This is a genomic window from Flaviaestuariibacter terrae, from assembly GCF_054777635.1.
In genome coordinates this window covers 413,427-439,420 of the sequence record NZ_BAAHAL010000006.1, presented here as the reverse complement: position 1 = coordinate 439,420, position 25,994 = coordinate 413,427, and the positions used below count along the sequence as shown (strand labels likewise).

At 60.0% G+C, this 25,994-nt stretch carries 23 protein-coding genes; 11 read left to right on the top strand and 12 right to left on the bottom strand.

Going from position 1 to position 25,994, the window contains the following annotated elements:
- The first annotated feature begins 1 nt into the window (after nt 1).
- Together ACYU7Z_RS02595 and purE are read left to right on the top strand one after the other, a co-directional pair.
- Nucleotides 2-1,321, top strand: a complete 1,320-nt coding sequence (locus tag ACYU7Z_RS02595; RefSeq protein WP_460567126.1) for a TolC family protein — start codon at nt 2-4, stop codon at nt 1,319-1,321.
- Nucleotides 1,322-1,447: 126 nt separating this feature from the next.
- Entirely contained in the window at nt 1,448-1,960 is a 513-nt protein-coding gene (gene purE, locus ACYU7Z_RS02590; protein WP_460567125.1) for a 5-(carboxyamino)imidazole ribonucleotide mutase, read from the top strand.
- On the opposite strand, the gene bshC is transcribed toward purE, so the two are convergent.
- Together bshC and ACYU7Z_RS02580 are read right to left on the bottom strand one after the other, a co-directional pair.
- Nucleotides 1,914-3,530 carry a bacillithiol biosynthesis cysteine-adding enzyme BshC gene (gene bshC, locus ACYU7Z_RS02585; protein ID WP_460567124.1) on the bottom strand — a complete coding sequence of 539 codons (1,617 nt, stop codon included), beginning with the start codon at nt 3,528-3,530 and terminating at the stop codon, nt 1,914-1,916. The two genes, purE and bshC, sit on opposite strands and share 47 nt — an antisense overlap.
- Nucleotides 3,531-3,567: 37 nt before the next feature.
- A complete protein-coding gene (locus tag ACYU7Z_RS02580; RefSeq protein ID WP_460567123.1) occupies nt 3,568-5,082 on the bottom strand; it encodes an aldehyde dehydrogenase (NADP(+)) in 1,515 nt (504 codons plus the stop codon).
- Nucleotides 5,083-5,145: 63 nt separating this feature from the next.
- Here ACYU7Z_RS02580 and ACYU7Z_RS02575 point away from each other — a divergent pair, with 63 nt between their 5' ends.
- The 8 genes from ACYU7Z_RS02575 (at nt 5,146) to ACYU7Z_RS02540 (ending at nt 11,706) form a co-directional block, all read left to right on the top strand.
- Complete coding sequence (locus tag ACYU7Z_RS02575) at nt 5,146-5,556, top strand: hypothetical protein (protein ID WP_460567122.1); 411 nt, start codon at nt 5,146-5,148, stop codon at nt 5,554-5,556.
- Nucleotides 5,543-6,085, top strand: a complete 543-nt coding sequence (locus ACYU7Z_RS02570) for a hypothetical protein (protein ID WP_460567121.1) — start codon at nt 5,543-5,545, stop codon at nt 6,083-6,085. The genes ACYU7Z_RS02575 and ACYU7Z_RS02570 overlap by 14 nt, the downstream gene beginning before the upstream one ends.
- 12 nt (nt 6,086-6,097) lie before the next feature.
- Nucleotides 6,098-6,556 (top strand): hypothetical protein, encoded by a 459-nt coding sequence (locus ACYU7Z_RS02565; protein ID WP_460567120.1) that lies wholly within the window; start codon nt 6,098-6,100, stop codon nt 6,554-6,556.
- Between the two features lie 56 nt (nt 6,557-6,612).
- Complete coding sequence (locus tag ACYU7Z_RS02560) at nt 6,613-7,479, top strand: phytanoyl-CoA dioxygenase family protein (protein ID WP_460567119.1); 867 nt, start codon at nt 6,613-6,615, stop codon at nt 7,477-7,479.
- A gap of 110 nt (nt 7,480-7,589) precedes the next feature.
- On the top strand, nt 7,590-8,432 hold the full coding sequence (locus ACYU7Z_RS02555; protein ID WP_460567118.1) for an alpha/beta fold hydrolase: 843 nt from the start codon (nt 7,590-7,592) through the stop codon (nt 8,430-8,432).
- Between the two features lie 63 nt (nt 8,433-8,495).
- Nucleotides 8,496-10,100, top strand: coding sequence for a catalase (locus ACYU7Z_RS02550; RefSeq protein ID WP_460567117.1), 1,605 nt, complete (start codon nt 8,496-8,498; stop codon nt 10,098-10,100).
- Nucleotides 10,101-10,151: 51 nt separating this feature from the next.
- A complete protein-coding gene (locus ACYU7Z_RS02545) occupies nt 10,152-10,760 on the top strand; it encodes a hypothetical protein (RefSeq protein WP_460567116.1) in 609 nt (202 codons plus the stop codon).
- A gap of 13 nt (nt 10,761-10,773) precedes the next feature.
- Nucleotides 10,774-11,706, top strand: a complete 933-nt coding sequence (locus tag ACYU7Z_RS02540) for a DMT family transporter (protein WP_460567115.1) — start codon at nt 10,774-10,776, stop codon at nt 11,704-11,706.
- 11 nt (nt 11,707-11,717) lie between these two features.
- Here the strand turns inward: ACYU7Z_RS02540 and ACYU7Z_RS02535 are convergent, their stop codons facing one another.
- Nucleotides 11,718-13,211 carry an ArnT family glycosyltransferase gene (locus tag ACYU7Z_RS02535; RefSeq protein WP_460567114.1) on the bottom strand — a complete coding sequence of 498 codons (1,494 nt, stop codon included), beginning with the start codon at nt 13,209-13,211 and terminating at the stop codon, nt 11,718-11,720.
- Between the two features lie 122 nt (nt 13,212-13,333).
- A complete protein-coding gene (locus ACYU7Z_RS02530; RefSeq protein WP_460567113.1) occupies nt 13,334-13,762 on the bottom strand; it encodes a hypothetical protein in 429 nt (142 codons plus the stop codon).
- 144 nt (nt 13,763-13,906) lie between these two features.
- On the opposite strand from ACYU7Z_RS02530, the gene ACYU7Z_RS02525 reads away from it, so the two are divergent.
- A complete protein-coding gene (locus ACYU7Z_RS02525) occupies nt 13,907-14,791 on the top strand; it encodes an alpha/beta fold hydrolase (protein WP_460567112.1) in 885 nt (294 codons plus the stop codon).
- 17 nt (nt 14,792-14,808) lie between these two features.
- Here the strand turns inward: ACYU7Z_RS02525 and ACYU7Z_RS02520 are convergent, their stop codons facing one another.
- The 8 genes from ACYU7Z_RS02520 to ACYU7Z_RS02485 all read right to left on the bottom strand — a co-directional run bounded on the left by ACYU7Z_RS02520 (nt 14,809) and on the right by ACYU7Z_RS02485 (nt 25,990).
- Complete coding sequence (locus ACYU7Z_RS02520; protein ID WP_460567111.1) at nt 14,809-15,591, bottom strand: RMD1 family protein; 783 nt, start codon at nt 15,589-15,591, stop codon at nt 14,809-14,811.
- Between the two features lie 13 nt (nt 15,592-15,604).
- Entirely contained in the window at nt 15,605-17,551 is a 1,947-nt protein-coding gene (locus ACYU7Z_RS02515) for an ATP-binding protein (protein WP_460567110.1), read from the bottom strand.
- Complete coding sequence (locus tag ACYU7Z_RS02510) at nt 17,551-18,090, bottom strand: YfiR family protein (protein WP_460567109.1); 540 nt, start codon at nt 18,088-18,090, stop codon at nt 17,551-17,553. Before ACYU7Z_RS02510 ends, ACYU7Z_RS02515 begins: the two co-directional genes overlap by 1 nt.
- On the bottom strand, nt 18,087-20,012 hold the full coding sequence (locus ACYU7Z_RS02505) for a TonB-dependent receptor plug domain-containing protein (RefSeq protein ID WP_460567108.1): 1,926 nt from the start codon (nt 20,010-20,012) through the stop codon (nt 18,087-18,089). Before ACYU7Z_RS02505 ends, ACYU7Z_RS02510 begins: the two co-directional genes overlap by 4 nt.
- Before the next feature lie 9 nt (nt 20,013-20,021).
- Complete coding sequence (locus ACYU7Z_RS02500; RefSeq protein WP_460567107.1) at nt 20,022-20,408, bottom strand: response regulator; 387 nt, start codon at nt 20,406-20,408, stop codon at nt 20,022-20,024.
- Between the two features lie 140 nt (nt 20,409-20,548).
- Nucleotides 20,549-22,342 carry a polysaccharide lyase gene (locus ACYU7Z_RS02495; protein WP_460567106.1) on the bottom strand — a complete coding sequence of 598 codons (1,794 nt, stop codon included), beginning with the start codon at nt 22,340-22,342 and terminating at the stop codon, nt 20,549-20,551.
- Nucleotides 22,343-22,600: 258 nt separating this feature from the next.
- On the bottom strand, nt 22,601-23,587 hold the full coding sequence (locus tag ACYU7Z_RS02490) for a polysaccharide lyase (protein WP_460567105.1): 987 nt from the start codon (nt 23,585-23,587) through the stop codon (nt 22,601-22,603).
- 201 nt (nt 23,588-23,788) lie between these two features.
- The gene (locus tag ACYU7Z_RS02485) at nt 23,789-25,990 is read right to left on the bottom strand and encodes a B12-binding domain-containing radical SAM protein (RefSeq protein ID WP_460567104.1); all 2,202 of its coding nucleotides are present in this window, start codon (nt 25,988-25,990) and stop codon (nt 23,789-23,791) included.
- Between the last annotated feature and the right edge of the window lie 4 nt (nt 25,991-25,994).

Sequence of the window (25,994 nt, the reverse complement as noted above, 5' to 3'; positions counted from 1 at the left end):
TATGAAGAAACTGATTGTAGCCTTTTTTGTTTGCAGCAGCAGCGCCGCGATGGCGCAGGAAGAGCGTCCGCTGAGCCTCCCCGAGGCGATCGCAACCGCCCTGCAGAACAACTACGACATCCAGATCGCCCGCAACGACTCCATCGTGGCGGCAGTCAATAACTCCTACGCCAAGTACGCATTCTTCCCGACCGTCAATGCGCAGGGAAGCCTTATCGTCAATAATTCGCGGCAGTTCCAGGAACTCAAGAACGGAACGACGCGGACCGGCAAGGTGCAGCAGACGACGCTCAACAGCTCGGTGAACCTGAACTGGACACTGTTTGACGGCTTCCGGATGTTCATCGTACGCGAGCGGCTCGCCGAGCTGCTCCGTGTTGGCGAGTTGCAGATCCGCGACCAGGTGGTGGTAACGGTGGCGGATGTAATGCGCAACTATTACGGCATCGTGCGCCAGCAGGAGCAGATCCGCGCGCTGCAGGAAACGATCGACCTGGCCAACGACCGCCTGCGCATCGCCCAGTACAAATTCGACATCGGCACCGGCGTGAAGCCCGATGTGCTACAGGCCCAAATCGACGTCAACACGCAGCGAAGCAACCAGCTCTCGCAGCAGGCACAGCTCGATGTGTACCGCACGCAGCTTGCCTACCTGTTCAACAACGGGCAGCCGGCACCCGCGCGCGTGGCCGACACCGTGATCACCTTCAACGAAGCGCTGACCCTCGACTCGGCGCGCGCCGGCATCGACCAGGTAAACCCGCGGCTGCAGCTGGGCCGCGAGAACCTGCGCCTCGCGGAGCTCCAGCTGCGTGAGGCCCGCGCCAGCCGCTGGCCCACTGTCGCCTTCCAGTCGGCCTACAACTTCAACCGTGCCAAGAGCGGGTCGGTGGTCAACGAGGTAACGCAGCCCGTGCTGAACCGCAACTCGGGTCTTAACTACGGCCTCACTGCAACGATACCGCTCTTCAACGGCTTTGCCGTGCGCCGCAACATCCAGCTGGCGCAGGTCGATATCCGCTACCAGCAACAGGTCTACCAACGCGACCTCGCGAATATCCAGTCGGGCATCAGCTCCGCCTTCGTCACCTTCGATGCCTCGCGCCGCGTGCTGCAGCTGGAGGAGCAGAACCTGACCCTGGTGCGTGAGAACCTCGCCATCGTACGGGAGCGCTACCGCCTCGGCGTCACCACCTTCCTCGAGCTCCGCACCGCCGAGCAAAACCTCAGCGACGCACAGTTCCGCATCATCCAGGCCCGTTACAATACGAAGCTGGCGGAGATCCAGCTGATGCAGCTTCGGGGGGATATTATCCGGTAACGAAGTTTGGAGTTTGGAGTTTGGGGTTTGTAGTTCGTAAGGCCGATCTTGCAGCCAGTTTGCAAACCCTCAATCTGTTCGACTATGAGCAACCAACCCCAAACTCCAAACCCCAAACTCCAAACTGTGTCCGTCGGGATTATCATGGGCTCCGACTCCGACCTGCCGGTAATGCAGGGAGCGGCGGACATGCTGCAGCAATTTGGTATTTCGTTCGAGCTGACCGTAGTGTCGGCGCACCGCACGCCACAGCGGATGTTCGACTACGCGGCTTCGGCGCGGGGGCGCGGTCTGAAGGTGATCATAGCCGGTGCCGGTGGCGCGGCGCACCTGCCGGGCATGGTGGCGGCCATAACGCCGCTGCCGGTGATCGGGGTGCCCATCAAATCATCCAACTCCATCGACGGCTGGGACTCGGTCCTCTCCATCCTGCAAATGCCTGCCGGCGTGCCGGTGGCCACCGTAGCATTGAATGGAGCGAAAAATGCAGGGATACTCGCCGCGCAGATCATCGGCGCTTTTGATGAAAATACAGGCGATAAGGTTGCGGCTTACAAAGCGCAACTCGAGGAAGAAGTAGGGCACAAAGTAGCTACGCTCCGGGAGCGCTGGCCGAATGGCTTCGATACAGCACGGTAAAGCGCTGCTCCAGCCCGCCGGAATACGCGAGCAATCCGTCGATGAAACCCGGACCCCATTCCGCATAGAAGGAGCTGAAATTTTCGGTGCGCTCCTGCAATCCTCCCTTCGGGAACAGTCCTTCCTTCAACGAATGAAGCTGACGTTGCGTTGCCTCCTCGCGGCGCCGGGCGGCCCGCTGCATCTTCTTTTCCAGCGCTTCCAACAGGTTCAAAGCACGGGCTTGCAGGGCCTCCACATGCTGCTCCAGCGTTACGTCTACGCCGCCGGCGCTGCGTTTGAGGCGCTCATAAATCTGTTGCAATTCCGCTACTTCGCCATTCAGCTTCGGCTGCCGGCCGATGCGCTCGAGGTGACGGTTCATCAGCTCCAGCTCCGGCAAAAACAAGGCGGCTGTGTCGAGCCCGAGCGCCGCTGCAAGCTCCGCCTGGCGCTCGTTGAGCAGGAGAAACGAATTGCGCAGCACGAGTACCGGGAAGGGCACCTGGTAGTGCTCAAAAAGGTCTTTCAGTTGAAGCCAGTACGCAAGCTCACCGCCCCCGCCAATAAAGGCGACGTTGGGCAGGATCGTTTCCTGGTAAAGCCCGCGCAGGATCACGTTCGGGCTGAAGCGCTCGGGATGTGCGTCTAGCTCCGCACGGAGCGAATCTTCGGTGAAGCGGGTATCCGTACCGACAACAACATATTCGGCGCCGCGCTGCTCGATCCGTGACCTTGTATCGTCGACCAGGTAAAAAAGGTTAATCTCGCGCGGATGTGCCTGCACGTTATATTCAGTTTGCAATCGCTCGGAGGTGGCCGAAACTATTGCCGATGCTTCCTGGCGAAAGAGGTCGGCTTCGAAGACGGGCTTCATGACGGCCTTCAGCGAGGGCTCGTCGGCGATGAGTACCAGCAGGCCATAGCGGCCAAAGAGCGCATGCAGCAACCGGAAGGTGGCATCCTGGATGCTGCGGCCTTCCACGAAGCAGTTGCGCAGCAACCCAAGCAACTCCGGGCCACTTGGTGCTACGGCCAGCTGCCCTTCCAGGTCCTTGAGAAGTGTTGTAATGCCTTTGTCGATGATCATCCGGCCTACAGCGCCTGATTGCTTTGTCGTCCAGGTATACCGCTTGCCGCGCACGGTAAAGTGATCGAGCTCGGCGAGATCGGCATCTTCGGAGCCCATGTAAAACACGGGCACAAAACGATACTCCGGCATCTCGTCGCCCAATTGGCGGGCAAGGCGAATGGCATGAAGGATCTTGTAGACCACATACAGCGGCCCGCTCACCAGGTTGGGTTGGTGGGCCGTTGTGACGGTAAACGTGTTCGCTTCCGTCAGTATTTCGATGTTGTGTTGTACGGATTCCGTTGCATCCTGCTCCGCATACTGCCGGCGCAGTGCGGACGCCAGTGCCGCCCGATGATCGGGTCCTTCCTTACGCGCCTCGATCGCCGCGCGGATGCCGGCAAGATCGGGTCGTTGTGCGTAAAAAGGTCGAAGTGCTGCCGCATCGGCCAGGTAGTCCGTTACTATCCGGGAAAACTGGTTCGTGTCGGCGTAAGCAACCGTATCGGCTGAAAACATGGCGCAAAAGTAAACAGGTTTCGTTTTACCGTCCGAACTAAAGCGAGTCCTTACTGAGGCTTCCATTGACCGTTCGCCAAAGTCCAAGCGGGTTGGCATTCTGCAGTTCGGGTGGCAGGAAGGCATCGTTCCAGTTCTGGTAGCACAGCGGGCGCGCGAAGCGGCGGATGCCATCCGCGCCCACGGCCGTAAAGCGGCTGTCGGTGCAGGCCGGGTACGGACCGCCATGCATCATGGCCGGTACGACTTCGACGCCCGTCGGCACGCCATTGCGTACGAAACGGCCGCAACGCTCCTGCAGCACCGGCAGCAATTCGGGAAGCGCGCGCAGGTCTTCGTCACTGGCCATGACGGTAGTTGTAAGCTGCCCGCGGAGCGAACGCGCCACGTCAAGAAGCTGCTCCGCATCGCGGCAGCGAACGAGCAGCGAATAGGGCCCGAAAACTTCCTGCTGCAACAGTTCATTTTCCAGGAACACGTCGCCGCTTGTGGTGGCCAGCGTCGGAATGCTGTCATTGCGCCCGACCGGGCACGAGAGGGTTCCGGCTACTTCGACGCCTGCGACATCGAGCGCATCAGCGCGCTTGTGCTGGAAGGCTTTGGCGATACCGGGATGCAGCATCTCCGCAGACGGTACCGCCGCCATCAGGCGTGCCAGCTCTTTGCCGAAATCGTCAAGCGGCCCGCTTTCGATACCAATCAGCAAACCGGGGTTGGTGCACATCTGCCCCACCGATGCGGTGATCGATGCGACGTATTGCTTCGCGAGCTCTTTCGCGTTCGCAGCCGTGTAGCCGGGCAGTAGAAATACGGGATTAACGGAGCCCATCTCGGCAAAAACAGGTATCGGCTCCGGGCGGGCATTGGCCAGGTCGAACAGCGCGCGGCCGCCCTCCAGCGACCCGGTGAAGCCAACGGCCCGCGTCAATGGGTGTTGCACGAGCGCCTGCCCTTCGGCAACACTGCCTTCGACATGCTGCAGCAGCGCGGGCGGCAGGCCACAGGCCACGGCGGCGCGCTGTACCGCTTCCGCTACCAACGCCGAAGTGGCGGCATGTGCCGGGTGTGCTTTTACAATCACCGGGCAGCCCGCGGCGAGCGCGCAGGCCGTGTCGCCACCGGCGGTGCTGTAGGCAAACGGAAAGTTGGAAGCACCGAAGACGATCACCGGTCCGAGCGGGACGAGCATTTTGCGCAGGTCGTTCTGCCGGACGTGCTGTTGCCACGAAGGACCTTGCCGGCCGGATCCTGCCGCCTGCGGTTGCGGCAGGTCGATGCGGATATCGAGCCAGCTTCCGTCGGCACAGGCCTGACCGTAGGAATACAACTGCCATTGCGTGCGCGTGAGCTCGCTGCGGAGGCGCTCCGGCGCCAGGTGCGTTTCCCGCGCTGCCGTTTCAATGAGCCGATCAGAGATCGCGTCCAGTTCTTCGGCCACGCGCGCGAGGAAGCGTGCCCGGTCGGCGAGGCTCACCGAGCGGTACTGTTGAAAAGCCGCAAATGCAGCTTGCAGGATGGCATCGATATCGATCGTCGTCGGCTCCGGGTTCATAAGGGTTGTTTGTGCAAAGATGCCGCCGGGACAAGCATGCAGCGCATTCCGTACCTTGCGGTCATGAAGGCCAGAAATGCGATCTTTTTCGGGCTCAGCGTTGTGTATGCTGCCGGCCTGTACTACCTCGTGGAGTGGGCAACGCTCCCTGCCGACCACTCGGAGGAAGCCTTTGGCTACGGCATGCGCAACCTCGTGATCGGCTGCCTCCTCGCCACCTATGTTTTTTTCCTCCTCCAGCATTTTCTCACGGGCAAGGTCGACATCGAATACCTCGTGATCATGCCGGTACTCGCGCTCATCGCATCGTTTCTCATCGGCGCGGTGCTGCATGTGTTCGGCGCCGACATCTCCGCCAGCCCCTTCCGGCAGGCGGGCATCCTGCACCTCATATTCAGTCTCCTTATCGCCCTGCGCCTTTGGCGTCATTACTGGCTTCCCCGTAAAACTACCGGTGTGGATGAGGGCGCTTAAAAAGATCCTTTCCGTTGGCTTGCTCCTCGTTTGCCTTGCCGGCAAGGGCCAGGACACGCTGAGCCGAGACTCCCTCGTGCAGGTCATCGAGCAGTTGCGGGCGCAGCAGGACGCCAACGCCCCAGCAGCGGCAACAGCAATCTACCCCGAAGCAGAGCGGATCGCCGATTCTATCGAGCTGACGCTGCCCGGGCCGAGAACCGAGTACGAGCGGCAGAAGGCAGAAGCCGACCGCCTCTGGCCCTGGATCATGCGCGGCATTCTTTTCGGCGCCGGCATTTTCATTGTCTGGGCATACTTTTATAACCGGCGCTACCGCGAGGAGCACACGCGCAATGGCGTCTATTATGGCATCGGCAGCAAGTGGTACCACGACCATGTGGAGCACGACCACTACGACGGGAGCCGCTATGGCCCGAGCGCCGGCGAGGATCCCTGGTGTTACAACGAATACTACCAACAGCGCCGGTCAATTGCGGAGAATGACGCGCAGCGCCGGAAAGGTGGCGGCGCTTCCGCCCGCTGGTAACGAACAACAATAATGGTCTCTTCTCTCTTCACAATAAAAGTAGTACGGCCCATTCCCGGCGCAGCCAACCAATGGCTGCAACGGCTCGATGCGATGCTGCGTCCGGATTTTTTACGTAGAACTGCCTGGGACGGCGTGCTGCTGAAAGGGCCGGGGCATCGCTACGAATTCTGGAAGCCGAATCCCGCGCAGGAAGGAAGCGCGCGGGTTTGGCCGTACACGATGGTTGAAGTTAGCGTAGCGGACAACGGCAGCGAAAGCCGGATCGAGCTCCAGGTACGCAGCAACCTGCTGCTACGTCTGCTTCCCTTTGCCGGACTTGCCGGGCTGTTGGTAAATTTCCTCGTATTGGAGCAGCCCGCCGATATTCATTACTGGGCGCTGCCGGCAATCCTGTTCCTGGCTCCTCTTTTTACCTACGGTTCGCGGCGGGCGCTGCTGCGGGAATTTGAAGTCCTGATGGAAAGCTAAACTGCCCGGATATCCTGGCTGGCACCATCGTTGCGGCTTCGTGGAAAAACTACTTGATGGATAAGGCTTCTCCGACCGCGTCAGCCCTCCGCTGGGGCGGTGCTCCCCATCCCGTTTACGATCTCGCACAGATCATGGGCGGGCTGTACGGCGATGGCATCATCGGCCTCAAAGGCGCGTTTCCGCGAGATTGGGCAGCCCGGCTTCACGAAGACGTGCTAAAGGCCTACGACGAGGCACTGCAGCGGCCAGGCGGCGCGGTGGGCCGCGGGCCGAAGCGGCATTACGTAGAGATCCATCCCGAAGACATCCGTGGCTTCCTCGACCTGGTCACGCATCCCTGGGTCATAGCCGTTTGTGAGACGGTGCTCGGTCCCGACTACAAGATCGTCGAGATCGGCTTCGACATTCCGAACCCCGGGGCCATGAACCAGCCCTGGCACCGCGATTTTCCCGCGCCGCCCGATACGATTTATGGACGAAGGCTCAACTCGCTCGCCTTCAACCTGACGACCGTCGATGTGACCGGGGAAATGGGTCCGTTCGAGATCGCTCCCGGAACACAATGGGACCTCCCCGATGGCTTTGAGCACGGGATGTTTCCGCCGAAGGAATTGTATCCACGCTACGAGGCCCGGGCCTCCCAACGCCTGCCGCAGATGGGCGATATCTCGGCACGCTCGGCGCTGACCATTCACCGCGGCACCGCCAACCGCTCCCAAACGGTCCGCCCGGCACTGGTGCTGGGTGCGGATGCGCCCGGAGCCATCAACGCGGAGCGCCACGACCTCCAACTCACGAAACGCTACTTCGAAACACTGCCGGACACCGTACGACGTCACCTTGCGTACCGCCTCGTAGATGAGCTGGAGCCGATTGTGCAGGCGCATACGATCGAAGGGCTGATGATGGGGGAAGCGTAGGGAACAGCAGAACAACAGAACAGCAAAACAGCAGAACAAGGAACAAGGAACAAGGAATGAGGAATGGGGGAAGGGAATGGCGTTACCTTGGAGGGATCAACTACCTGCACATGCAAACAAGGCTCCTCCTACTTCTGCTGCTGGCGCTGCCCGTGGCCCTCCGCGCGCAGTCGCCTTTCGACAGCTCGATCTATGGACGCAACCCGAAGGCCGGGAAATACGCCGACATCCGCGGCATCCGGATGTATTACGAATCGTATGGAAAAGGCGCGCCGCTGCTGATCATTCACGGCAACGGCGGCTCCATCAACAACTTTCTCTACCAGATCCCTTACTTCCAAACAAAATACCACGTGATCCTCGCCGACAGCCGCGCGCAGGGCCGCAGCACCGATACCGGCGACTCGCTCAGCTACGAGATGATGGCCGACGACCTGGCCGCCCTGCTCGATCACCTGAAGCTCGATTCCTGCTACGTCATCGGCTGGAGCGACGGGGGCATCAACGGGCTGCTGCTGGCCATCCGCCATCCCGAAAAAGTAAAGAAGCTGGCCATCACCGGCGCCAACCTCGAGCCCGACAGCAGCGCTGTAGACCCGTGGGTATGGCAGTGGGCCCAGCAGTATCAAACGCGGCTCCAGGCGCAGAAAGACAGTCCGAAAACGCAGCAGGAACGCAAGCTGGCACACCTGCTTACCGCGGAGCCGCATATCCCCCTGGCCGACCTGGCGCGTATTCAATGCCCCACGCTGGTCATCGGCGGCGACCACGACGTGATCCGCACCCGGCACACGCTGCTCATCGCCGAGTCGATCCCGCGCTCCTACCTCTGGATACTGCCGGCATCGGGCCATTCCACGCCGATCTTTTACCGCGACCAGTTCAACCACGTCGTGGGCGACTTTTTCAAGAAGCCCTGGCGCAGCATCGAAGGCGAAGCGCGTTTCCAGTAACCCCAACTCATCGATTGGCGGGGCACGGGTCCTGGCTTACATTAGCCGGCAAACCCCCTGACCATGCAACCAGAGAATCAAAAAGACAGCGGCCCTGCTACCGGAAACGGCTCCCCGAAACCGGCAGCCCTCACCACCCGCCAGGGCCACCCGGTATACGACAACCAGAATACCCGCACCGTAGGCCCGCGCGGCCCGATGACGCTCGAGAACTACCACATGCTCGAAAAGCTCACCCACTTCGACCGGGAGCGCATTCCTGAGCGCGTGGTGCATGCCCGCGGTGCCGGCGCGCACGGCTACTTCGAGGCCTATGGCACCGCCGGCAGCGAGCCGGTGTCGAAGTACACCCGTGCGAAACTGTTCCAGGAGAAAGGCAGGCGGACACCCGTATTTGTACGGTTCTCCACCGTCATCCACGGCGGCCACTCACCCGAAACGCTCCGCGACCCGCGTGGCTTTGCGGTGAAGTTCTATACCGAAGACGGCAACTGGGATCTTGTTGGCAACAACCTCAAGGTCTTCTTCATCCGCGATGCGATGAAGTTTCCCGACCTTGTCCACGCGTTCAAGCCCGACCCTGTTTTTAACCAGCAGGACGGCGAGCGGATCTTCGACTTCGTCAGCAATACACCCGAGGCAATGCACATGGTGACCTTCCTGTTCTCGCCCTGGGGTATCCCCGCCTCCTACCGGCAGATGCAGGGATCCGGCGTCAACACGTACAAATGGGTGAATAGCGAAGGCGAGGGCGTACTCGTCAAATACCACTGGGAGCCGAAGCAGGGCATCCGCAACCTCACGCAGGAAGAAGCCCAGGCGATACAGGCGAAGAGCTTCAACCATGCCACAATGGACCTCTACGAAGCGATCAGGCGCGGTGAATTCCCTGAGTGGGAGCTGTGCGTACAGATCATGAGCGACGACGATCACCCCGAGCTCGACTTCGACCCGCTCGACCCGACGAAGATCTGGCCCGTAGACCAGTTCCCTTTCCTCCCCGTAGGCCGCATGGTGCTTGATCGAAACCCGGTGAATTATTTCGCAGAGGTGGAGCAGGCTGCTTTTGGCACCGGCGTGCTGGTAGACGGCCTCGACTTCTCCGACGATAAGCTGCTCCAGGGCCGTACCTTTTCGTACAGCGATACCCAGCGTCACCGTGTGGGCACCAATTACCTGCAGCTCCCGATCAACGCACCGCGCGTGCGCGTGGCCACCAACCAGCGCGACGGCCAGATGGCCTACGTGCAGGACATCGCCGAAGGAAGCAACCCGCATGTCAACTACGAGCCTTCCTCGCAGAATACCATCACCGAAGCGAAGCCCGCCGGAAAGCCCCACACACCGCACTACAACGCACACCTGGTGCGCCAGAAGATCCCGCGGCAGAACAACTTCGGCCAGGCCGGCGAACGGTACCGCTCCTTCGAAGACTGGGAGCGCGACGAGCTGATCAAAAACCTCGTAACGACCCTGGCGCCCTGCAAGCAGGTGATCCAGGATCACATGATCGAGCTGTTCACACAGTGCGATCCCGACTACGGCCGCCGCGTGGCGGAAGGATTGAAAGCCGCCGCGAGCGCGCAGAAAGTCCCTGCCGGCGGCATTGGCGCCGGGGAAGCTGTGACGCAGGCGGCGCCGAACAGCAAGGAGGCAAAACCATACTGATCTTCGTGGCGATAACGCATCTTTGACCTGCCCCACCGGGCAGGTTTTTTTATGAAGCAGCACGCCCCCACGCCCCTCGCTTTCCGCAAGCCCGTAGAACTACTGGAGGTTTGGCGCTGTGCGCTGCTGTACCGGAAAGGCGAGCGCCCCTTCAGCGACCGGAAGGCACCCATCGACTGGACACCTTTCGGGTCGCCGGTTGGCGCTGTCCATACCGACGGGCTGCACCTGGCGAAAAATGTTGCGGCCGAGATCGACACGCGGGTCACGCAGTTATTGTTGCTGGTAAGCGATCATCCGGGCGGCAACCACGGGTTTCATTATCCCGCCGGATACGCCGCGCAGTCAGGCCCACACCCGGTTTCGATCGACCAGCTGCGTATCGACCCGCGGGGCGAGTGGCCCGTCACTTTTTCCGAGGCGGGCTGGCACGATCCGCAGCGCGCCTCCTTTCGCATCGCCACGCTGCGCCCGGGCGAAGCGGTAGAAATACGGGTCAACGAAAAGCACGACGGCTATCACCAGCGGATGTATATCGAGTACGCCTGGATCCTCCGCCGGAGCGGCCCCTTCGGCAGCGCGTTGCCGGAGGAGGGCCCCTTTCCTGTCGCGCCGCCTGCCGATCGACGGCTCGTAGACCTCCGCAAGCTGCTTTGGTAAGTACATTTGGGTGATGAATGCATCCCGCCGCGGCGTTGTTCTTGCCCTGCTTGCCGTGCTGCTCTGGGCCGGCAACTTCATTATCGCCCGCGCCCTGCGGGCTTCGGTACCGCCGGTGACGCTTGCTTTTTATCGCTGGTGCGGGGCCACGCTCCTGCTGGCGCCCTTTGCCCTGCGCAGGCTGTGGCAGGAGCGCGCGCTCCTCCGCGGCCGCTGGCTGCACGTGCTCGGCACCGCGCTTACCGGCGTTACGCTGTTCAATACGTTTATCTATATCGCGGGCCGCGAAGTGCCGGCCATTCACCTGGCGCTCATTGGCACAACCGCTTCTCCCCTGTTCGTGCTGCTGCTGTCCTGGCTTTTCCTGCGCGAGCGCCTTCCCCTCGCGGCCTATGCCGGGGCCGCGCTTTGCCTCCTGGGGCTCATCGTGCTGCTCACGCAGGGCAGCATCAGCCGCCTGGCGTCCTTTCGCTTCAGCAGCGGCGATGGCTGGATCGTGGCGGCAGCCTTCTCGTTCGCGCTGTACACCCTGCAGGTGCGCCGCCGTCCGGCGGGTCTTTCACCGCGGGCCTACCTGCTGGCGCTCTTTGCCACCGGCACGTTGCTGCTGCTGCCCGCCTACCTGTGGGAGCATGCGCATAGCGCTGCGTTGGAAGTCAATGCCACAACTGTCGGCAGCATCGCCTACCTCGCCGTCTGCGCGTCGGTGCTGGCCTTCCTGCTGTGGAACGAATCCATCCGCTGCATCGGCCCCGCACGCACCGCGCTCTTTGGCAATGCCATCCCGGTGGTCAGCGCCATTGAAGCCGTGTGGCTGCTCGGCGAGCACATCAGCGTCGCCACCGGCGCCAGCTTCGGGCTCATCGGCATCGGGCTTTTCCTGGCCAACTCCCACAGAACGCAGGCAACGGCGCCACGCGATAAAACGGTTGAAAAATTGTCGTAAAAGACAGACGGCTACCGCTCCAGCCGCCAAACGACGAAGCTGTGGGCAGGCCTGCCGCCGCGGTCCACTGTAATCCGGTATTGCACCTGCGCCTTCCGAAAGTATCCCTTCGGCAATTCGTAGTGCTCATCGGAGGCAAGCACCGCGTAGGCAACCGCCGGCAAGGGCGCCCGCGCATCGCCGCGCCAATAGTATTCGCGGATATCCCGGATCGGACCGAGCGCGCGGAACGGAATGCCGTTGGGCCGGCAGAAATAATATTCGAGGTGGGCACCCCACCAATACGAGGCAACCAGCGGCGTACCCGTAGAAATACGGCCTGCCGCCAGCTCCTGCCGGTACAGGTTCCCGAAAGCGGCGCCCGCTTCCTGCCAGCCATACAGGTCGAGCGAGATGTCGCCCGTGCCGAGCAGCTCAGTGTCTTTTCTCCCGTAGGTACCCGGGAGCTGGTGCACCACGCCCATCCAGGCACAAACCGTAAGCAGGTAGGTAAGCGCCGAGCCGACAACCACTCGCGGCAGGAAGGCGCGTCGCGGTATCCCCGCGAGCCGCACGGCTGCAAGCGGGAGCAGCGTTACATACGCGGGGCCGCTCCAGTGCGGCAATGTTGTATCGCGAAAGAGCGCCACGAAGAGCAGGAACCCCGCGTGTGGCAGCGCGATCCAGTTGAACAGGGCAAGGTTGCTCCGGCAGCGGTCCGGCAGCTTCTTCCACCCGAATAGTCCGAGCGCCACGAGCACAACGTTGACCGGGTTGTTGAAAACCAGTTGCCCGATGGCTTCCTTCAGGGCATAGGAGAAGCGCAGGTTGAAATGATCAACAGCCACGCGCCGGCTGTGAAAGCGGTAGGTGATAAAGTCGTTGCGAATGTTCCAGGCCAGGATCGGGCTTACGATCAGCAGGAGCAGCGCCGCCGCCACGTATAGCTGCGGCAGCCGCAGCCAGGAACGTTTCTGAACGATTATGAAAAGACCAAGACCGGCAGCGAGGAATCCGCCATGCACTTTGCTCATCACCGAAGCGCCCGCCAGCACGGCAAACAGGAGCCAGTTGTTCCAGTCGCGCTCATCGCGGATGATCCGTGCCAGCATCCACAACGACGCCGTCCAGAAGATCATCTGGGGCGAGTCGGGCATGATATACACGCCTGCCGTAACGCCGGCATAAAACGAAGACTGGTACAGTACCGATGCATAAAAGCCGGCACGCTGGCTGTGCAGCGTTGCCACCGCTTTGAAGAGAAACCAGGCCGCCAGCGCGGCGCCGAGCACCGAACCGAGCCGCAAGGCACCCGGCGATTGCAGCAAGCCATTGAGCGTGCACAGCCGGATCAGCAGCGCCACCATCGGCGGGTGATCGAAATAATTGGGCTTGAGCACGCGGCTGTACATCCAGTAATACGATTCGTCGTTGCCGAGCTCGAGGCCGAAAGCCAGCCACAGGCGGAAGGCCGCAAGAAATAGTATCAGTGCCAGCGCTTTGCGCGCATAGCCGGTAGGCTGCATGGAATGAAATTAGTGCCTGCCCGGTAATGGAAACAATGCCCTACCGGAATTTATTCCCAGCCTGCCCTTACAGGCCGGCAACAACCGCGGCGCAGCGGGCTTGAACAGGCAGTAAGAAAACCTCAATTCCGCTCAAGCACCAGCTGGTCGCCGCTCGCCGTGCCGCCCGCATTATCCGACAGCGACACGCGTGTTTCGGAAGCATTCTGCACGCGCCAGTTGTCGTTCAGGACCTGGAAGTCGAAGGGCGACTGGAAAAGGACAGTTACCGTCGATACGCCATCGGCGATCCCGGATCCCCAGTTCCCGCTCCCTGTGACCACGGAGTCGGTCGCCGTTACAGCGCCGCTAGGGTTGAAGGAAAAGGTATACCCGGAGAAGTGCGCCGTTTCATCCTGTCCTTCATTGACGAAGGAGGCGACATGCCAGGTGCCGGATTCCAGGTAACCGCCTACATTGATGGGTACGTCGTTGCCGCTTTTTTTGCAGGCTGAAAAAAAGCTCAGCATGGCCACTGCGAGGGCAGCCTTAGCAATAGAGGGATGAGTCATGAGCTGGCTGTAGCAAAAACCGCGCACAAGCTGTACGCTGCCGCAAGCTTTGTCCAAAACGGGGTTTATCTACCCGCAATTTGCCTCGACAAACGTTGAACGGAACGATTTTTCGGCACTTAGGCTGTTCAAAACAAACAGATCATGAAAGTTTTCAAAACAACAGACAAGCAAACCGGCGAGGAGCTCCAGTTTTCCTACAGCGATTATGGCCAGGGGCGACCCGTTGTGCTGCTCCATGGATGGCCGCTCAGCAAGGAGATGTGGGAGTACCAGCTCGACCCGCTGGTGAATGCCGGGCTTCGCGTGGTGAAGTACGACCGCCGCGGTTTTGGCAAATCGAGTAAAACCTGGAACGGCTATGACTACGACAGCCTCGCCGATGACCTCAACGCGCTGCTTACCGGCCTCGATCTCCGCGACGCCGTACTGGTGGGCTTTTCGATGGGCGGCGGTGAAGTGGTGCGTTACCTGCGTCGCTACAGCAGCGAGCGTGTAAGCCGCATCGTGCTCGTCAGCTCGGTCCTCCCCTGCCTCGGCCGCAATGAAACCAATCCCGAAGGTGTTCCCGAGAACGTGTTTGCCGAGATGCTCGAAGGGATCCGCGAGGACCGCATCGCTTTTCTCGACGACTTCGGGAAGAAATTCTTCGGCGTCGGCCTGATCAAGCGGCCGGTAAGCACGCCGCTGCTCGAATACTACCGGATGCTGGCCTCGCATGCACCACAGCGGTCGACACAGCAGTGTGTGCTGTCGTTTGCGCACACTGATTTCCGCGAAGACCTTCCTTCGATCAAGGTGCCGACGCTGATCATTCACGGCGACGCGGACAAGATCGTGCCGATCGAAGCAAGCTCGGAACGCACCGCCCGGGCCATCGCCAACAGCGAATACGTCGTGTATGAGGATGCGCCGCACGGCCTCTTTTACACGCATAAGGACCGCCTCAACGAAGACCTGATCCGCTTTGCCACGGAAGGTTCGCTGGCGGAAGGCAGGACAGCCGGTGCAACAGAACGAAGACTTTAGGAGTTACGTAGCAATGGCTACCGGTGCAGCTTTTCGATAAACAGGTTGACAACCTCGACCGCGATGAGGATGATCACGATCCACTCCAGCACGTTGCTGTGGCGGTATTTGAGGATATCCCGGAACAGGTCGAGGTTGTCTTTTACAATCTGGAGGCTTTCCGAAATGTTGCGGAAGCGCTCCTGGAGGTCGAAGGTCCGCTTGAGCCCGGCATCCACGCGGCTGAGCTCCTCATCCTCCCAGGCTTCGGGCGGCGAATCGAAGATGTAGAGGTTCTCGACGATGTTGTTGCGCAGCATCAGTGTGCGGGCAATAAACTGCTGCAGCTTGCGGCCCGAGATGAACAGGCGTCCCTTTTGCTCGAGAAACTGCGTATGCATGTTGGTTTCGGCCAGCAGGCGCGAGCTGTGCGCCGAGAAGTAATCGAGCGCCACCGACTGCGACACATTCAGCATCACGAGGCGCAGCACGTCGATATCGGTACGCACCACCTCGATCTTGCTGTGACTGATGCGGTTCGTCGGTGAATCCGTTTCCACAATAAAGTCTTCCTTGAGCGGCTCATCATGGGCATTCTTGGCCTGCGTCCGCACGAGCTGCAGCAGGCTCCCGATCCGCACCGCATCGCAATTGAGAAAACAAACCACGCCATACTTGAATACATACACGCACTTGTCCTGGTCGATGCGGTAAAACAGCTCGTCGGCATCGCTGTAAAACAACTCGGCGGTGAAAATGCTTTTGAAGCCTTTGATATCGATACTATCGGCCACCTGGTATGCCTGAACCTGCAGGATCATAGAAACAGTAGCGCTAAACAATTGTACCAGCAATGCCCCCGGCGCCCTCTGCTTTCTCCGCTTTTATGCGTTTCGCCTCCGGCGCATCGAGCGGAAGGTATACGTAGAACGTGGTTCCTTCACCCGGCTTGCTTTCGACACTGATGGCGCCGCCGTGGTTCTCGACGATCTTCTTGCAAAGTGCAAGGCCAATGCCGGTGCCGGCGTACTCGCTGCTGGTATGCAGCCGCTGGAAAATGGAGAAGATCTTGTCTACGTATTGCGGATCGAAGCCGATGCCGTTGTCGGAAAATGAGAGCTCGGCGAAACGGTGGGCGGAGCGGAGACGGACGCCCCGGAGCTCGAGCGGTCCATCCACGTAGCGCACCCCGATATGGATGCGGGGCGGTCGCTCGGAAAACTTCAACGCGTTGCCGAGCAGGTTCTGGAACAACTGCCCCAGCTGCCGCGGCTGCCCGGGCACTGTCGGCAGTTCGTCGGCATTGATGACGGCGCCCTTCTCCTCCACGAGCAGCTCGAGGTCGACGCGGATTCCCGCCAGAACGGTATTGAGATCAACGGGCACAGGCTGCTCGTTCTGGTCGCGGGTAAGGCGGCTGAAGTTGAGCACATCGCGGATCAGGTTGCTCATGCGCTCGGCCGAGGAAGCGATCTTATCAAGGTAGCGCTCCAGGATCTGCGGATGTTGCAGGTTGCGCTGGCTCAGGTCGGCAAAGGTCTGGATCTTGCGCAATGGCTCCTGGAGGTCGTGAGAGGCGACATAGGCAAATTGCTCGAGGTCGCGGTTCGACTTCTCCAGGTCGGCATTGAGCGCCTGCAGCTGCACCTGCGTCCGCATGACGTCGGTGATGTCGTGGCCGAGTAACAGCACACGGTCTACTTTCCCGTCGGCATCGTACAGGGGGATGTAAAAATTCTGGAGCACACGGTCCGAAAGCTGCGACTGGTAAGCATCGTCGCGTATGAACTCGCCTGCCAGCGCCCGCCGCAGCAATTGCTCCACGCGGGATTTGGCCATGTTGGGAAACACTTCGTCCATCCGCTGACCGAGGAGATCAGCCTTTGTTTTGCCGAAGCGGCTGATGGCCGTATTGTTGACCATCCGGTACCGGAGCTCCTTGTCGAAAACCGCGATCAGGTCGATCGAGGCATCAAGAATGGCTTCGGTAAAATCCTTCTGCTCCCGCAGGGATCGGTTACTCTCCTGCAGCTGCCCGGTGCGCTCTTCTACCTTCCGCTCCAGCCCCAGGTTCAGCGAACTGATCTCGTCGTTCTGTGCCTCGATCTGCGTGAGCATGGCGTTGAAGGCATTGGTCAGCTCGCCCACTTCGTCGTTGTTGTAAAAGGTCGCCCGGAGCGCATAATTCTTTTGGTCCGATACGGCCGCAGCGGTCGCAGCAAGATCGAGGATCGGCTGCGAGAGCGACTTGCGAAGACGTCCCGAAAAGATAAACGCAAGCAGCAGCGCAATGCCGATGGTTAGCAACGCAAAAATCGCATACAGGGCGAGCCGGTTGTACATCACCTGCAGGTTCACCCGGAGGTACAGTGTCCCAAGCCGTCGGTTGTTCTCCACCACCGGGTAGTAGCCTTCGAGGTAGCGGTTGCGAAACCAGAAACCCGTTACCGACGGATCTTTCGCGGGGAGCCCGCTGGCCTGGCCGTAGTCGGCAAACGCCGTCCCGTTGGCGCGGTAAAGACGTGCGGCCACAACGTCTTTCTGGCTCCTGAGCGAAGAAAGCACCTGCGCTGCGTCTTCCGGTGCGTCGAAGGCGAGTGAGGAGGTTGTGTTGGCGGCGATGACCTGCGCAAGCTGCCGGAGCTCGCTGCGGGCAATATTGCGGTAGCTGAGATACTCGTACAGGAACAGGGCCGCGAAGGTGAGCACAAGCAGCACTCCGCACGTGAGCATGATCACGCGCATCAGCCTTTGTTGTATGGGCGTAAAGCGTCCGGGCATCAGTTGACGATTTTTGCCAGTCGGAGCAGCTTAGAGCTGATCGACAATTTCACCGCCCGTGCCGATGACGGGCGTATCTGGAAACGGATACGGTTTTGCTCGGTAACGAACTGGATCATCCCGCCTTCGCTTACAAAGTTCTGCGCCTCTCCCACCGTGAGCACAGCCCTTCCCGAAACTGCCGACAGTGCCTCGCGGGTATAGCCGCCCACAAACAGCATGTGGCAGCTGCGGATATCCGAGGGCGAGCTATAGTGCTGCACCACGATCGGGTGACCGGAGAGCTGCTCCTCGCGCACCACTTCTTCCAAAAACCTCCCGAAGGGATCATTGCCCACGATGCCGATCACAAAGGGCGCATTGGGCGCCGTGAAGCAGCCCGGGGGCCAGTCGACGAACTGGGCAAAATTGTACAGGAAAAGTGCCTTCACCTGGTACTCACGTGTTTGGGCAAACGAAAGCTTTCCCGCGAGCAGCAGGAGAAGCAGGAGCCCTAAGGCCCGCCAGCGCCGGGTACAGGTATCGTGTTTACAGGTCAAAGGCGTGCTGCAAGTTTAAGGTAATAGCTGCGTGCGATCTGTTGCGTGCCGAATTCGGGATGGCGGCTGTCGCCCAGGTTTTGTCCAACCACCGCTGCCTCAAGGAAGCGCCACGTGTAGGCAAGATGCGCATCGAAAGTGGTATAGGTCGGCACATAGGCGGTGGCGAGCGTTTTCGGCAGCTCGTCCATATAACGCAGCGTGAGATCGAGCTGGAAATGGGCCGGCAATTCAACCAGCGATTGGAGCACCGCGTGGTGCTTAGCATCGTTGCCGAGGTAATCCGGATTGAAATGGTGCCCGTCTTTCGCGCGCAGGTTTTTTTCGAAATACGTATATCCGCCACGGAGACGCCAGCGCGGTACTACCTGCCAGTTGCCCGAGAACTCAAAGCCCCAGCTTTCTCCCTGCGACCCGTTCTGGATGAAATAGGTCAGCGTGCCGGGCTGGTTTTCGACGCTGTAAAGGTCGTGGTAGGCATTGTAAAAGAAGGCTGCCGACAGGAAGCCGCCGGGCGTCGGCTGCCAGCGGTAACCCAGCTCGTGCGCCACCAGCTTCTCCGATACAAAGAAGGGCCCGCCGGCAACGCTCGGAACGCTTGGAGGCTGCGGGGCCTGCGGCAGGTGATAATCGACATCGTAGCGGCTCGGCGCGCGCAGGGCCCGCGAAACAGCCGCCCACAGGGTGCTGTGCTTGCGGCTCCAGGAGATACGCCCGCTGGGCTGCCACTCCCAGCCCGAATACACGTTGTGGGAATATTTTGTACCGAGCGTCAGGTGCACCGAGGTTCCAATCCTGATATCGTCCTGCACGAACGAATTAAACTGGTCGAGCGACTTGCGGGGAGGCAGGATGCCGACGCCGGGCGTGCTGAAATCGGTATGATCCTCCGCCGAACGGTAACCAAATCCCCACATGAAATCCTGGCGCTTGCCGATAGGGCTCCGCTGCTGGAAGTCTACGTCGATCGTACGCATTTCACTGGTATTGTTATATGGCACATCGGCGCGATAGTATCGGTCGTAATAAGCCTGCAGCGCCATGTCGGAGCGCTCGCTGAACGTATGTTCCCAGCGCCCGAGCAGGTTTTGTCCGTTGAACCTGGACGGCTCCTTCGTTGTATGGCGGGTTCCCCAGTACCAGTCGCCCTGCAGTGTCAATTGGTCGTTGGCGGACGGATTAAAATCGCTGCGGAAGCCCGCCTGGTCTACCTGCCAGGCGTCGGAGTTTTCGCTGCCATCGGCCGCAAAGGTTGCAGCGCGCTCCGAATGACGCACATAGGCACGGTAGGCGCCGTGGGCACCCAGGCTGTCGCCGTAGCGGATATTCGCCTCGCGCCGGAGCACGTTTCCGGTCATCGCCGATACGTAGAGACCGCGCGTTTCCTGTGCCGCTTTCGTTACGATGTTGATCACCCCGTTGACGGCATTGACGCCCCAGAGCGTTCCGCCGGGCCCGCTGATCACCTCGATGCGGTCCACATCCTCGAGCATCACCTGCTGCTGGTGCCAGAGCACGCCTCCGTACAGTGGCGTGTACACCGTTCGCCCGTCGATCATCACGAGAAGCTTGTTGGCGAAGATGGTATTGAAGCCGCGCGCGGAAATGATGTAATCACCCGACGTTACCTGCGTTACCTGCAGGTTCGGCAGCAGGCGGAGCGCCTCGGGAATATTGCCCGCGCCCGAGCGCCGGATGTCTTCCGACGTCAGCACCTGGATGGCGGAGGCCGTGCCGGAAAGCTTTTCGGGCGTACGCGATACCAGCGACACTTCCACGTTCATGAGCTCCTCGATGCTCAGTTTTTTCATCGAGGCCACCGTGTTGGTTGCCGGCTGCGCCGCGGCGCGTCCGCAAAGCAGCGAGATGGCGGCGGCAAAAAAAGTAGTTCGGCCCAGGCGGGCAAGTCGGTACGGGGTCATGCCGGGGCTTTACGAATGAATGATTTGAGACAACATACGGGTGAGGCCGTCGAAGTTGGGTGGCTTTTCGAGGAAGCCGGAGATCCCGCGCGATTTCAGCGAATCGATCATCCGCGGGTCGGCGGCGGTGGAATAAATATAAACCGGCACCGAATCGAGTTCCGGCAGGCGGCGGAGCGCATCAAGGCACTGCGGCCCGTCCATCTGCGGCATATTCATATCGATGAAGATGAAACGGGGAAGGCTGCTCGCCGCCTGGATCCATTCGAGCGCACGCTGGCCGCTGCCGAAGGCTTCCAGCGCGATATCCAGGTTGGCTGCCGCAAGCGCCATTCCGAATACCTCCCGGTCATCTTCGTCATTGTCGATCAGGAGGCAATAGTTCCGTTCGCTCATGCTGGAATGGGTGCTTGGTAAGCGGTAAAATTACGGCATGGGGGAAGAACCGTTCTTTGTTTTGCGGAAACAAAAAAGCCGCGCCTTTCGGCAGCGGCTTTTTACCTATGCAAAACCAATTTGTGTTCGGAAACTCAGGATCAGAGCGCGAGCTGCGTCAGCTTCACGTTGTCGAAGTAAATGTCTCCGTTGGTCGACGACTGCCAGTAGGTTTCGGCACCGCCACGGAACGTTTCGAAGCAAAGTGTGTTGATGAGGCGCTTGGCATCGTTCGTCGTCCAGCGGATCGCCTGGTCGAGGATCGTTGTGCCGTTGATCACGATCTGCACGTGGCCGTCGGTGTTGGAGCCGGTATTGCTCTTCACCACCATCTTCACGTGGTACCAGACACCTTTCTGGATCGAGCCGCCGCCGGCAGGGTAAGCCTTACCGAAGTCGTTGCCGTAGGTGCCGGGCTGATCTTTGTAGTAAACGTAGGGCTTCAGGATAATCGGCGAGGTGCTCGTGTTCTTGTACCACATGAGGCGTACGGAGCCACCATTGCCGTCCCAACCAGGGTCACCACCGGTGTTGCCTTCGCCGATAAAGAGACCGTAGCCTACTTTACCGCCCCAGCTGAAGTCGAAGTTGGAGGCGAACTGCATGTCGAAGTTCAGTTCGTACTGCGATGCCTGGGTAATGTTGGAGCGTGTGAGTACACCGCCGGAAGTAAGGCTGTTGGCAAGAAGCGTGGTCTTCAGCATGCCGTTGTACACCTGGCTTTGCGATGCAGTGCTCACCTGGTAGTAGTTGGCGTTACCAAAGTCGGAGATCGCTTGCGAGAGGCCGTAGGTGCCGTTGGGGCGGCCGTCCCAGTTAACCGTGCGGGTCGAGATACCCGTCGAAGTTGTGGGGGCCGGAGCCGGGGTCGGCGTCGGAGTCGGAGTCGGAGTCGGTGTGGGCGTCGGGGTCGGCGTCGGTGTGGGAGTCGGAGTCGGGGTCGGGGTAGCGGTCGTAGTCGGAGCCGAAGACTGGATCACGACGTTGTCGTAGAAGACCTTACCATCGGTGGCCGACTGGTAGGTGGCGTCGGAGCCGCCGCGGAAGTTCTCGAAGCACACGTAGTTCACGAGGCGCTTCAGGTCGTTGGTCGTCCAGCGGATCGACTGGTTCAGCACCGTTGTGCCGTTGACCACGAGCTGCACGCTGCCGTCTGTGTTGGAACCGGTGTTGCTCTTCACATACATGGTCACCTTATACCAGGTGCCTTTCTGCAGGGAAGCACCGCCGGCGGGATAAACCTTGCCGAAGTCGTTGCCAAAGGAACCGGGCTGGTCTTTGTAGTATACATCGGGCTTCAATACAACAGCGCCGGTAGAAGTCTTGCCCCAGCCAAGGCGAATGGAGCCGCCGTTGCCGTCCCAACCCGGGTCGCCGCCCGTGTTGCCGTCTCCGAGGAGGAGGCCGAAGCCGATCTTGCCACCGAGGCTGAAATCGAAATCAGAGGCGAACATCATGTCGTAGGAGATGCTGTACGTAGCGCCATCAGGAATGTCCATCTTCGAAATAACGCCACCCGTAGAGAGGGAGTTTTTCAGAAGCGTCATCTGCAGCATGTTGTTGTAGGCCTGCGTCTGCGTAGCCGTGGTCACTTTCCAATAAGGCGTAGGACCGAAGTCGGCGCCTGCCATCGACAGGTCGTAGTTGCCGTTCGTACGGTTGTTCCAATTGATCGTGCGGTAGTAAGGAAGCGAGAACGCGGAGTTGGGCGTTGTCGTGGCGACCGTGCTCGTCGTGCCGGTCGTTGTCGTTGCCAGCGGGTCGGTAGCGGTCGGTGTCGTTGTCGTCGAAGTAGCTTGCTGTCCCGAGATCAGGTCTTCTTTCTGACAGCTGATGATCGTGCTGCTAAGTGCGAGGCCAAGTACGGCCAGGCGAGGTAGGTGTTGTGGTTTCATCGGAAGGAAAGGTTAACTGGTAAAAAGGTTAGGTTAGTGCCTTGCGGCGTATCGTAAAAATACCCTCACCCGGGAGCGATTCGTGTCAGCTTTAGACCTATGCGGTTCATTGGGGGGTCAATGGGGTTTTTTACGGGTTGAAGCACTGGTAGCGAGAGAGACCATCGCCCGCAAACCCGCTCCGGGACTAGGTTGTATCACTTACACACAATAAAAAAGCCGCTGCAGGTGCAGCGGCTTGAATGAATTAAAATGTGATTAGGGTGCCATCTGTGTAACCGAAACATTATCGAAATAAATGTCTCCGTTGGTCGACGACTGCCAGTAGGTTTCACCACCGCCGCGGAACGTCTCGAAGCATACCGTGTTGATCAGGCGCTTCAGGTCGTTGGTCGTCCAGCGGATGGCCTGGTCAAGCACCGTTGTGCCATTGATCACCACCTGCACGCGGCCGTCTGTGTTGGAGCCGGTGTTGCTCTTCACGTACATTTTCACGTTGTACCAGACACCTTTCTGGATCGAGGCGCCGCCGGCGGGATACACTTTACCGAAATCGTCGCCGTAGGTACCGGGCTGGTCTTTGTAATAAACGTAGGGCTTCAGGATAACCGGCGAAGTGCTGGTGTTCTTGTACCACATGAGGCGCAGTGAGCCGCCGTTGCCATCCCAACCCGGGTCGCCACCGGTGTTGCCTTCGCCGATAAAGAGACCGTAGCCTACTTTACCGCCCCAGCTGAAGTCGAAGTTGGAGGCGAACTGCATGTCGAAATTGAGCTGATAGGCCGAGGCGGGCGTTACATTCGAGCGCGTGAGTACACCGCCGGAAGTAAGGCTGTTGGCAAGAAGCGTGGTCTTCAGCATGCCGTTGTACACCTGGCTTTGCGAAGCGCTGGTTTCCTGGTAATAGTTGGCGTTACCGAAGTCGCTGATCGCCTGCGTCAGGCCGTAAGTGGCGCCGGAAGCGTAGTTGTTAAAATTGACCGTGCGCGTGGCAAGACCCGATGTCGGGGTTGTCGTGGGGGCCGTTGTGCCCGTACTTGTGGTACCCGTTGTGCTGCTGCTCGTGGTACCGGTTGATGTGGTCGTTGTCGGCGACGTGGTCGTAGTAGGAGAAGTGGTTGTTGTCGGAGTCGTGGAAGTTCGCTTGCGACCGTCAAGGGTCAGATCTTCTTTTGTGCAGGAAGCGAAGAAGGTGCTGGAGGCCAGGCAAAGCATTGCCAGGCGGGAAAGTTGGTGCTTGTTCATCGGGCGTATAGGTTAAAAGGGTGAAGGTTAGTTCAATGCCTTGCGGCATGACATAAAATTACCTTCCCCTGGTAGCCTTTCCGGGCAACATTAGACGGGCCCTATTGTTTCGGAGGTAAAACCCGGATTTTACGGGGTGAACGCGATTGGCAAAAACGAGCAACAAGCGGGAACCCGCTCCCGGCGCGGTTGTTAACGAAATCACAACCGAAGCAGGCCCGCCTTGTGCAAGCCGTTTACCGGCTTGTTATCCCAGAATAATTCGAAGTCTTCGAGACCTGCAGCCTCGTAGCTTTCCTTTATCTGCTGCAACGTCCAGGGCCTGGGGCTTTGTACGGAGAGCTGCGGCAACAGCGCTTGCAGCCAGGCTCCTTTCTCCGGGTCGACCTGGATAGTGAGGTCGCTTTTCTGGGTTGAAAACGTTAGCGAAAGAACTTCCCATTGAGTGCCTTTCTTGCTGCGTGTCTGGCGTTCGCTACGGGGCGTCTTGCCGATGAAGACCACCTTGCTGCTTGGTGCCGAAGGTGGCAGCTCGGGCTCGGTGATGGCCCTGCGGATCGTGTCGGGAGCCACTACAGGCCGCGGCACCTTGAAGTCGAACCATTTTTGCAGCGGGTAATCGAGGCAGGCGGCGTGCATGTAATTGAGCAGCGCCTTCTTGAGTCCATAGCCGAATTGCTCGTGGTCGCCCACCGGGTCCAAATGCTCGATATCGTTGTTGGCAAAGGTTCCAACGGCGTGGCTGAGCTTCCGTACGCCGAATCGCTCGGGTTCCAGCCCCACAGGGCTGTGGGCCGTCATCGTGAAGAGATGCCAGAAGGCCGACTGCAGCACACCCGTTTCGAAAAGCTGCCGCACAAGCTCCAGCGAGTCGATCGTCTCCTGCGCGGTCTGCGTCGGGAAGCCATACATGAGGTAGGCATGCACCATGATACCCGATTCGGTCAGGTTGCGGCAAACACGGGCTACCTGCGCTACCGTTATGCCTTTCTGGATGAGCCCGAGAAGCCGGTCGGAAGCAACTTCGAGGCCGCCGCTTACGGCGATACAACCAGAGGCCTTGAGCAACAGGCAAAGATCACGTGTGAAGCTCTTTTCAAAACGGACATTAGCCCACCAGCTCAGCACGAGCCGGCGCCGCAGTATCTCGAGCGCCACGGCACGCATAAGGGCCGGCGGCGCTGCTTCATCCACGAAGTGAAAGCCGGTCTGCCCGGTTTGCGCGATGAGCTCTTCCATGCGATCCACCAGCACGCTGGCTGTGAGCGGCTCGTAGTTTTTTATGTAGTCGAGTGAGATATCGCAGAAGGTACACTTGCCCCAGTAACAACCGTGCGCCATAGTGAGCTTGTTCCAGCGGCCATCGCTCCAGAGGCTGTGCATGGGGTTCACCACTTCAATGGCAGAGATGTACCGATCGAGCAGGAGGTCGCTGTAATCGGGTGTACCCACCTGGCCCTGCCGGTAATCGGTGCAGGCCGTGTTATTGATATAGGTCACCCGGCCATCGATACGCAGGAAGCAGCGCTTGAGTGCATCAAGCTCTACCTTGCCATCAATGTAGCTGATGAGCTGTTCGATGGGCGCTTCGCCGTCATCGAGCGTGATGTAGTCATAGTAGTCAAACACGCGCGGGTCGCTGAGCGAGCGAAGCTCGGTGTTGGCAAAGCCGCCGCCCATCGCTACGGGCACATCCGGGTAGTGCTGCTTGATCCACTGGCCGCAGCGGAGCGACGTGTACAGGTTGCCCGGGAAAGGCACGGAAAGGGCTACCAGCTTGGGTGCCACGACACGCATCTTTTCCTCGAGCAAGGCAATCAGTATCCGGTCTATATAGGTATACGGTTCCTGCAGCGCCGCCTGCAGCTCATCAAAGCTGTTGGCCGAGCGGCCGAGGCGCTCCGCGTAGCGGCTGAAGCCGAAATGCGGGTCAACGGTTTCCTGGATGAGATCGCTGAGATCTTCGAGGTAAAGCGTTGCGAGGTGCTTGGCGCGGTCCTGCGTACCCATGGCACCGAAGGCCCAGTGCAGGTCGTCGAGCTGCGTAAAACGGCTCCCCTCGGGCAGGAAGCTGCGGCCTGCAATGCGATGGGCCAATGTGGGCCGCCGACCCTGCAGGAAGGCAACAACCTCATCGATCGAGTCGCAGTAATCGTCCCGAAGCGCGACCATGCGCGCGGCATTCTCAGAAAGCGCAGCATCGCGCTGTAGCACCTCGGCAAAAAGCTCCTGCAACCCGTCGCGGCAGAAAAGCGCGAGGGTAGCCTCGATGCCGAGGTCGCACTGGACCGCCGCGATTCCCTTCGTGTTGAGGAAACCCTTGAGATAGGCGGTCGCCGGGTAGGGCGTGTTAAGCTGGGTAAACGGCGGCGTAATGAGCAGAACGGGGGCTTCCAAGGACATCGAT

Excerpts from the sequence above, each read along its gene's own strand:
- ACYU7Z_RS02520 (WP_460567111.1), bottom strand. The coding sequence starts at position 15,591 with ATGATCCTGCAGGTTCAGGCATACCAGGTGGCCGATAGTATCGATATC.
- ACYU7Z_RS02500 (WP_460567107.1), bottom strand. The coding sequence starts at position 20,408 with ATGAGCGAACGGAACTATTGCCTCCTGATCGACAATGACGAAGATGAC.
- ACYU7Z_RS02485 (WP_460567104.1), bottom strand. The coding sequence starts at position 25,990 with ATGTCCTTGGAAGCCCCCGTTCTGCTCATTACGCCGCCGTTTACCCAG.
- ACYU7Z_RS02525 (WP_460567112.1), top strand. The coding sequence starts at position 13,907 with ATGAAAGTTTTCAAAACAACAGACAAGCAAACCGGCGAGGAGCTCCAG.
- ACYU7Z_RS02550 (WP_460567117.1), top strand. The coding sequence starts at position 8,496 with ATGCAACCAGAGAATCAAAAAGACAGCGGCCCTGCTACCGGAAACGGC.
- ACYU7Z_RS02595 (WP_460567126.1), top strand. The coding sequence starts at position 2 with ATGAAGAAACTGATTGTAGCCTTTTTTGTTTGCAGCAGCAGCGCCGCG.
- ACYU7Z_RS02535 (WP_460567114.1), bottom strand. The coding sequence starts at position 13,211 with ATGCAGCCTACCGGCTATGCGCGCAAAGCGCTGGCACTGATACTATTT.
- ACYU7Z_RS02490 (WP_460567105.1), bottom strand. The coding sequence starts at position 23,587 with ATGAACAAGCACCAACTTTCCCGCCTGGCAATGCTTTGCCTGGCCTCC.
- ACYU7Z_RS02570 (WP_460567121.1), top strand. The coding sequence starts at position 5,543 with ATGAGGGCGCTTAAAAAGATCCTTTCCGTTGGCTTGCTCCTCGTTTGC.
- ACYU7Z_RS02545 (WP_460567116.1), top strand. The coding sequence starts at position 10,152 with ATGAAGCAGCACGCCCCCACGCCCCTCGCTTTCCGCAAGCCCGTAGAA.
- bshC (WP_460567124.1), bottom strand. The coding sequence starts at position 3,530 with ATGTTTTCAGCCGATACGGTTGCTTACGCCGACACGAACCAGTTTTCC.
- ACYU7Z_RS02495 (WP_460567106.1), bottom strand. The coding sequence starts at position 22,342 with ATGAAACCACAACACCTACCTCGCCTGGCCGTACTTGGCCTCGCACTT.
- ACYU7Z_RS02530 (WP_460567113.1), bottom strand. The coding sequence starts at position 13,762 with ATGACTCATCCCTCTATTGCTAAGGCTGCCCTCGCAGTGGCCATGCTG.
- ACYU7Z_RS02575 (WP_460567122.1), top strand. The coding sequence starts at position 5,146 with ATGAAGGCCAGAAATGCGATCTTTTTCGGGCTCAGCGTTGTGTATGCT.
- ACYU7Z_RS02580 (WP_460567123.1), bottom strand. The coding sequence starts at position 5,082 with ATGAACCCGGAGCCGACGACGATCGATATCGATGCCATCCTGCAAGCT.
- ACYU7Z_RS02505 (WP_460567108.1), bottom strand. The coding sequence starts at position 20,012 with ATGACCCCGTACCGACTTGCCCGCCTGGGCCGAACTACTTTTTTTGCC.
- ACYU7Z_RS02540 (WP_460567115.1), top strand. The coding sequence starts at position 10,774 with ATGAATGCATCCCGCCGCGGCGTTGTTCTTGCCCTGCTTGCCGTGCTG.
- ACYU7Z_RS02565 (WP_460567120.1), top strand. The coding sequence starts at position 6,098 with ATGGTCTCTTCTCTCTTCACAATAAAAGTAGTACGGCCCATTCCCGGC.
- ACYU7Z_RS02515 (WP_460567110.1), bottom strand. The coding sequence starts at position 17,551 with ATGCCCGGACGCTTTACGCCCATACAACAAAGGCTGATGCGCGTGATC.
- ACYU7Z_RS02560 (WP_460567119.1), top strand. The coding sequence starts at position 6,613 with ATGGATAAGGCTTCTCCGACCGCGTCAGCCCTCCGCTGGGGCGGTGCT.
- ACYU7Z_RS02555 (WP_460567118.1), top strand. The coding sequence starts at position 7,590 with ATGCAAACAAGGCTCCTCCTACTTCTGCTGCTGGCGCTGCCCGTGGCC.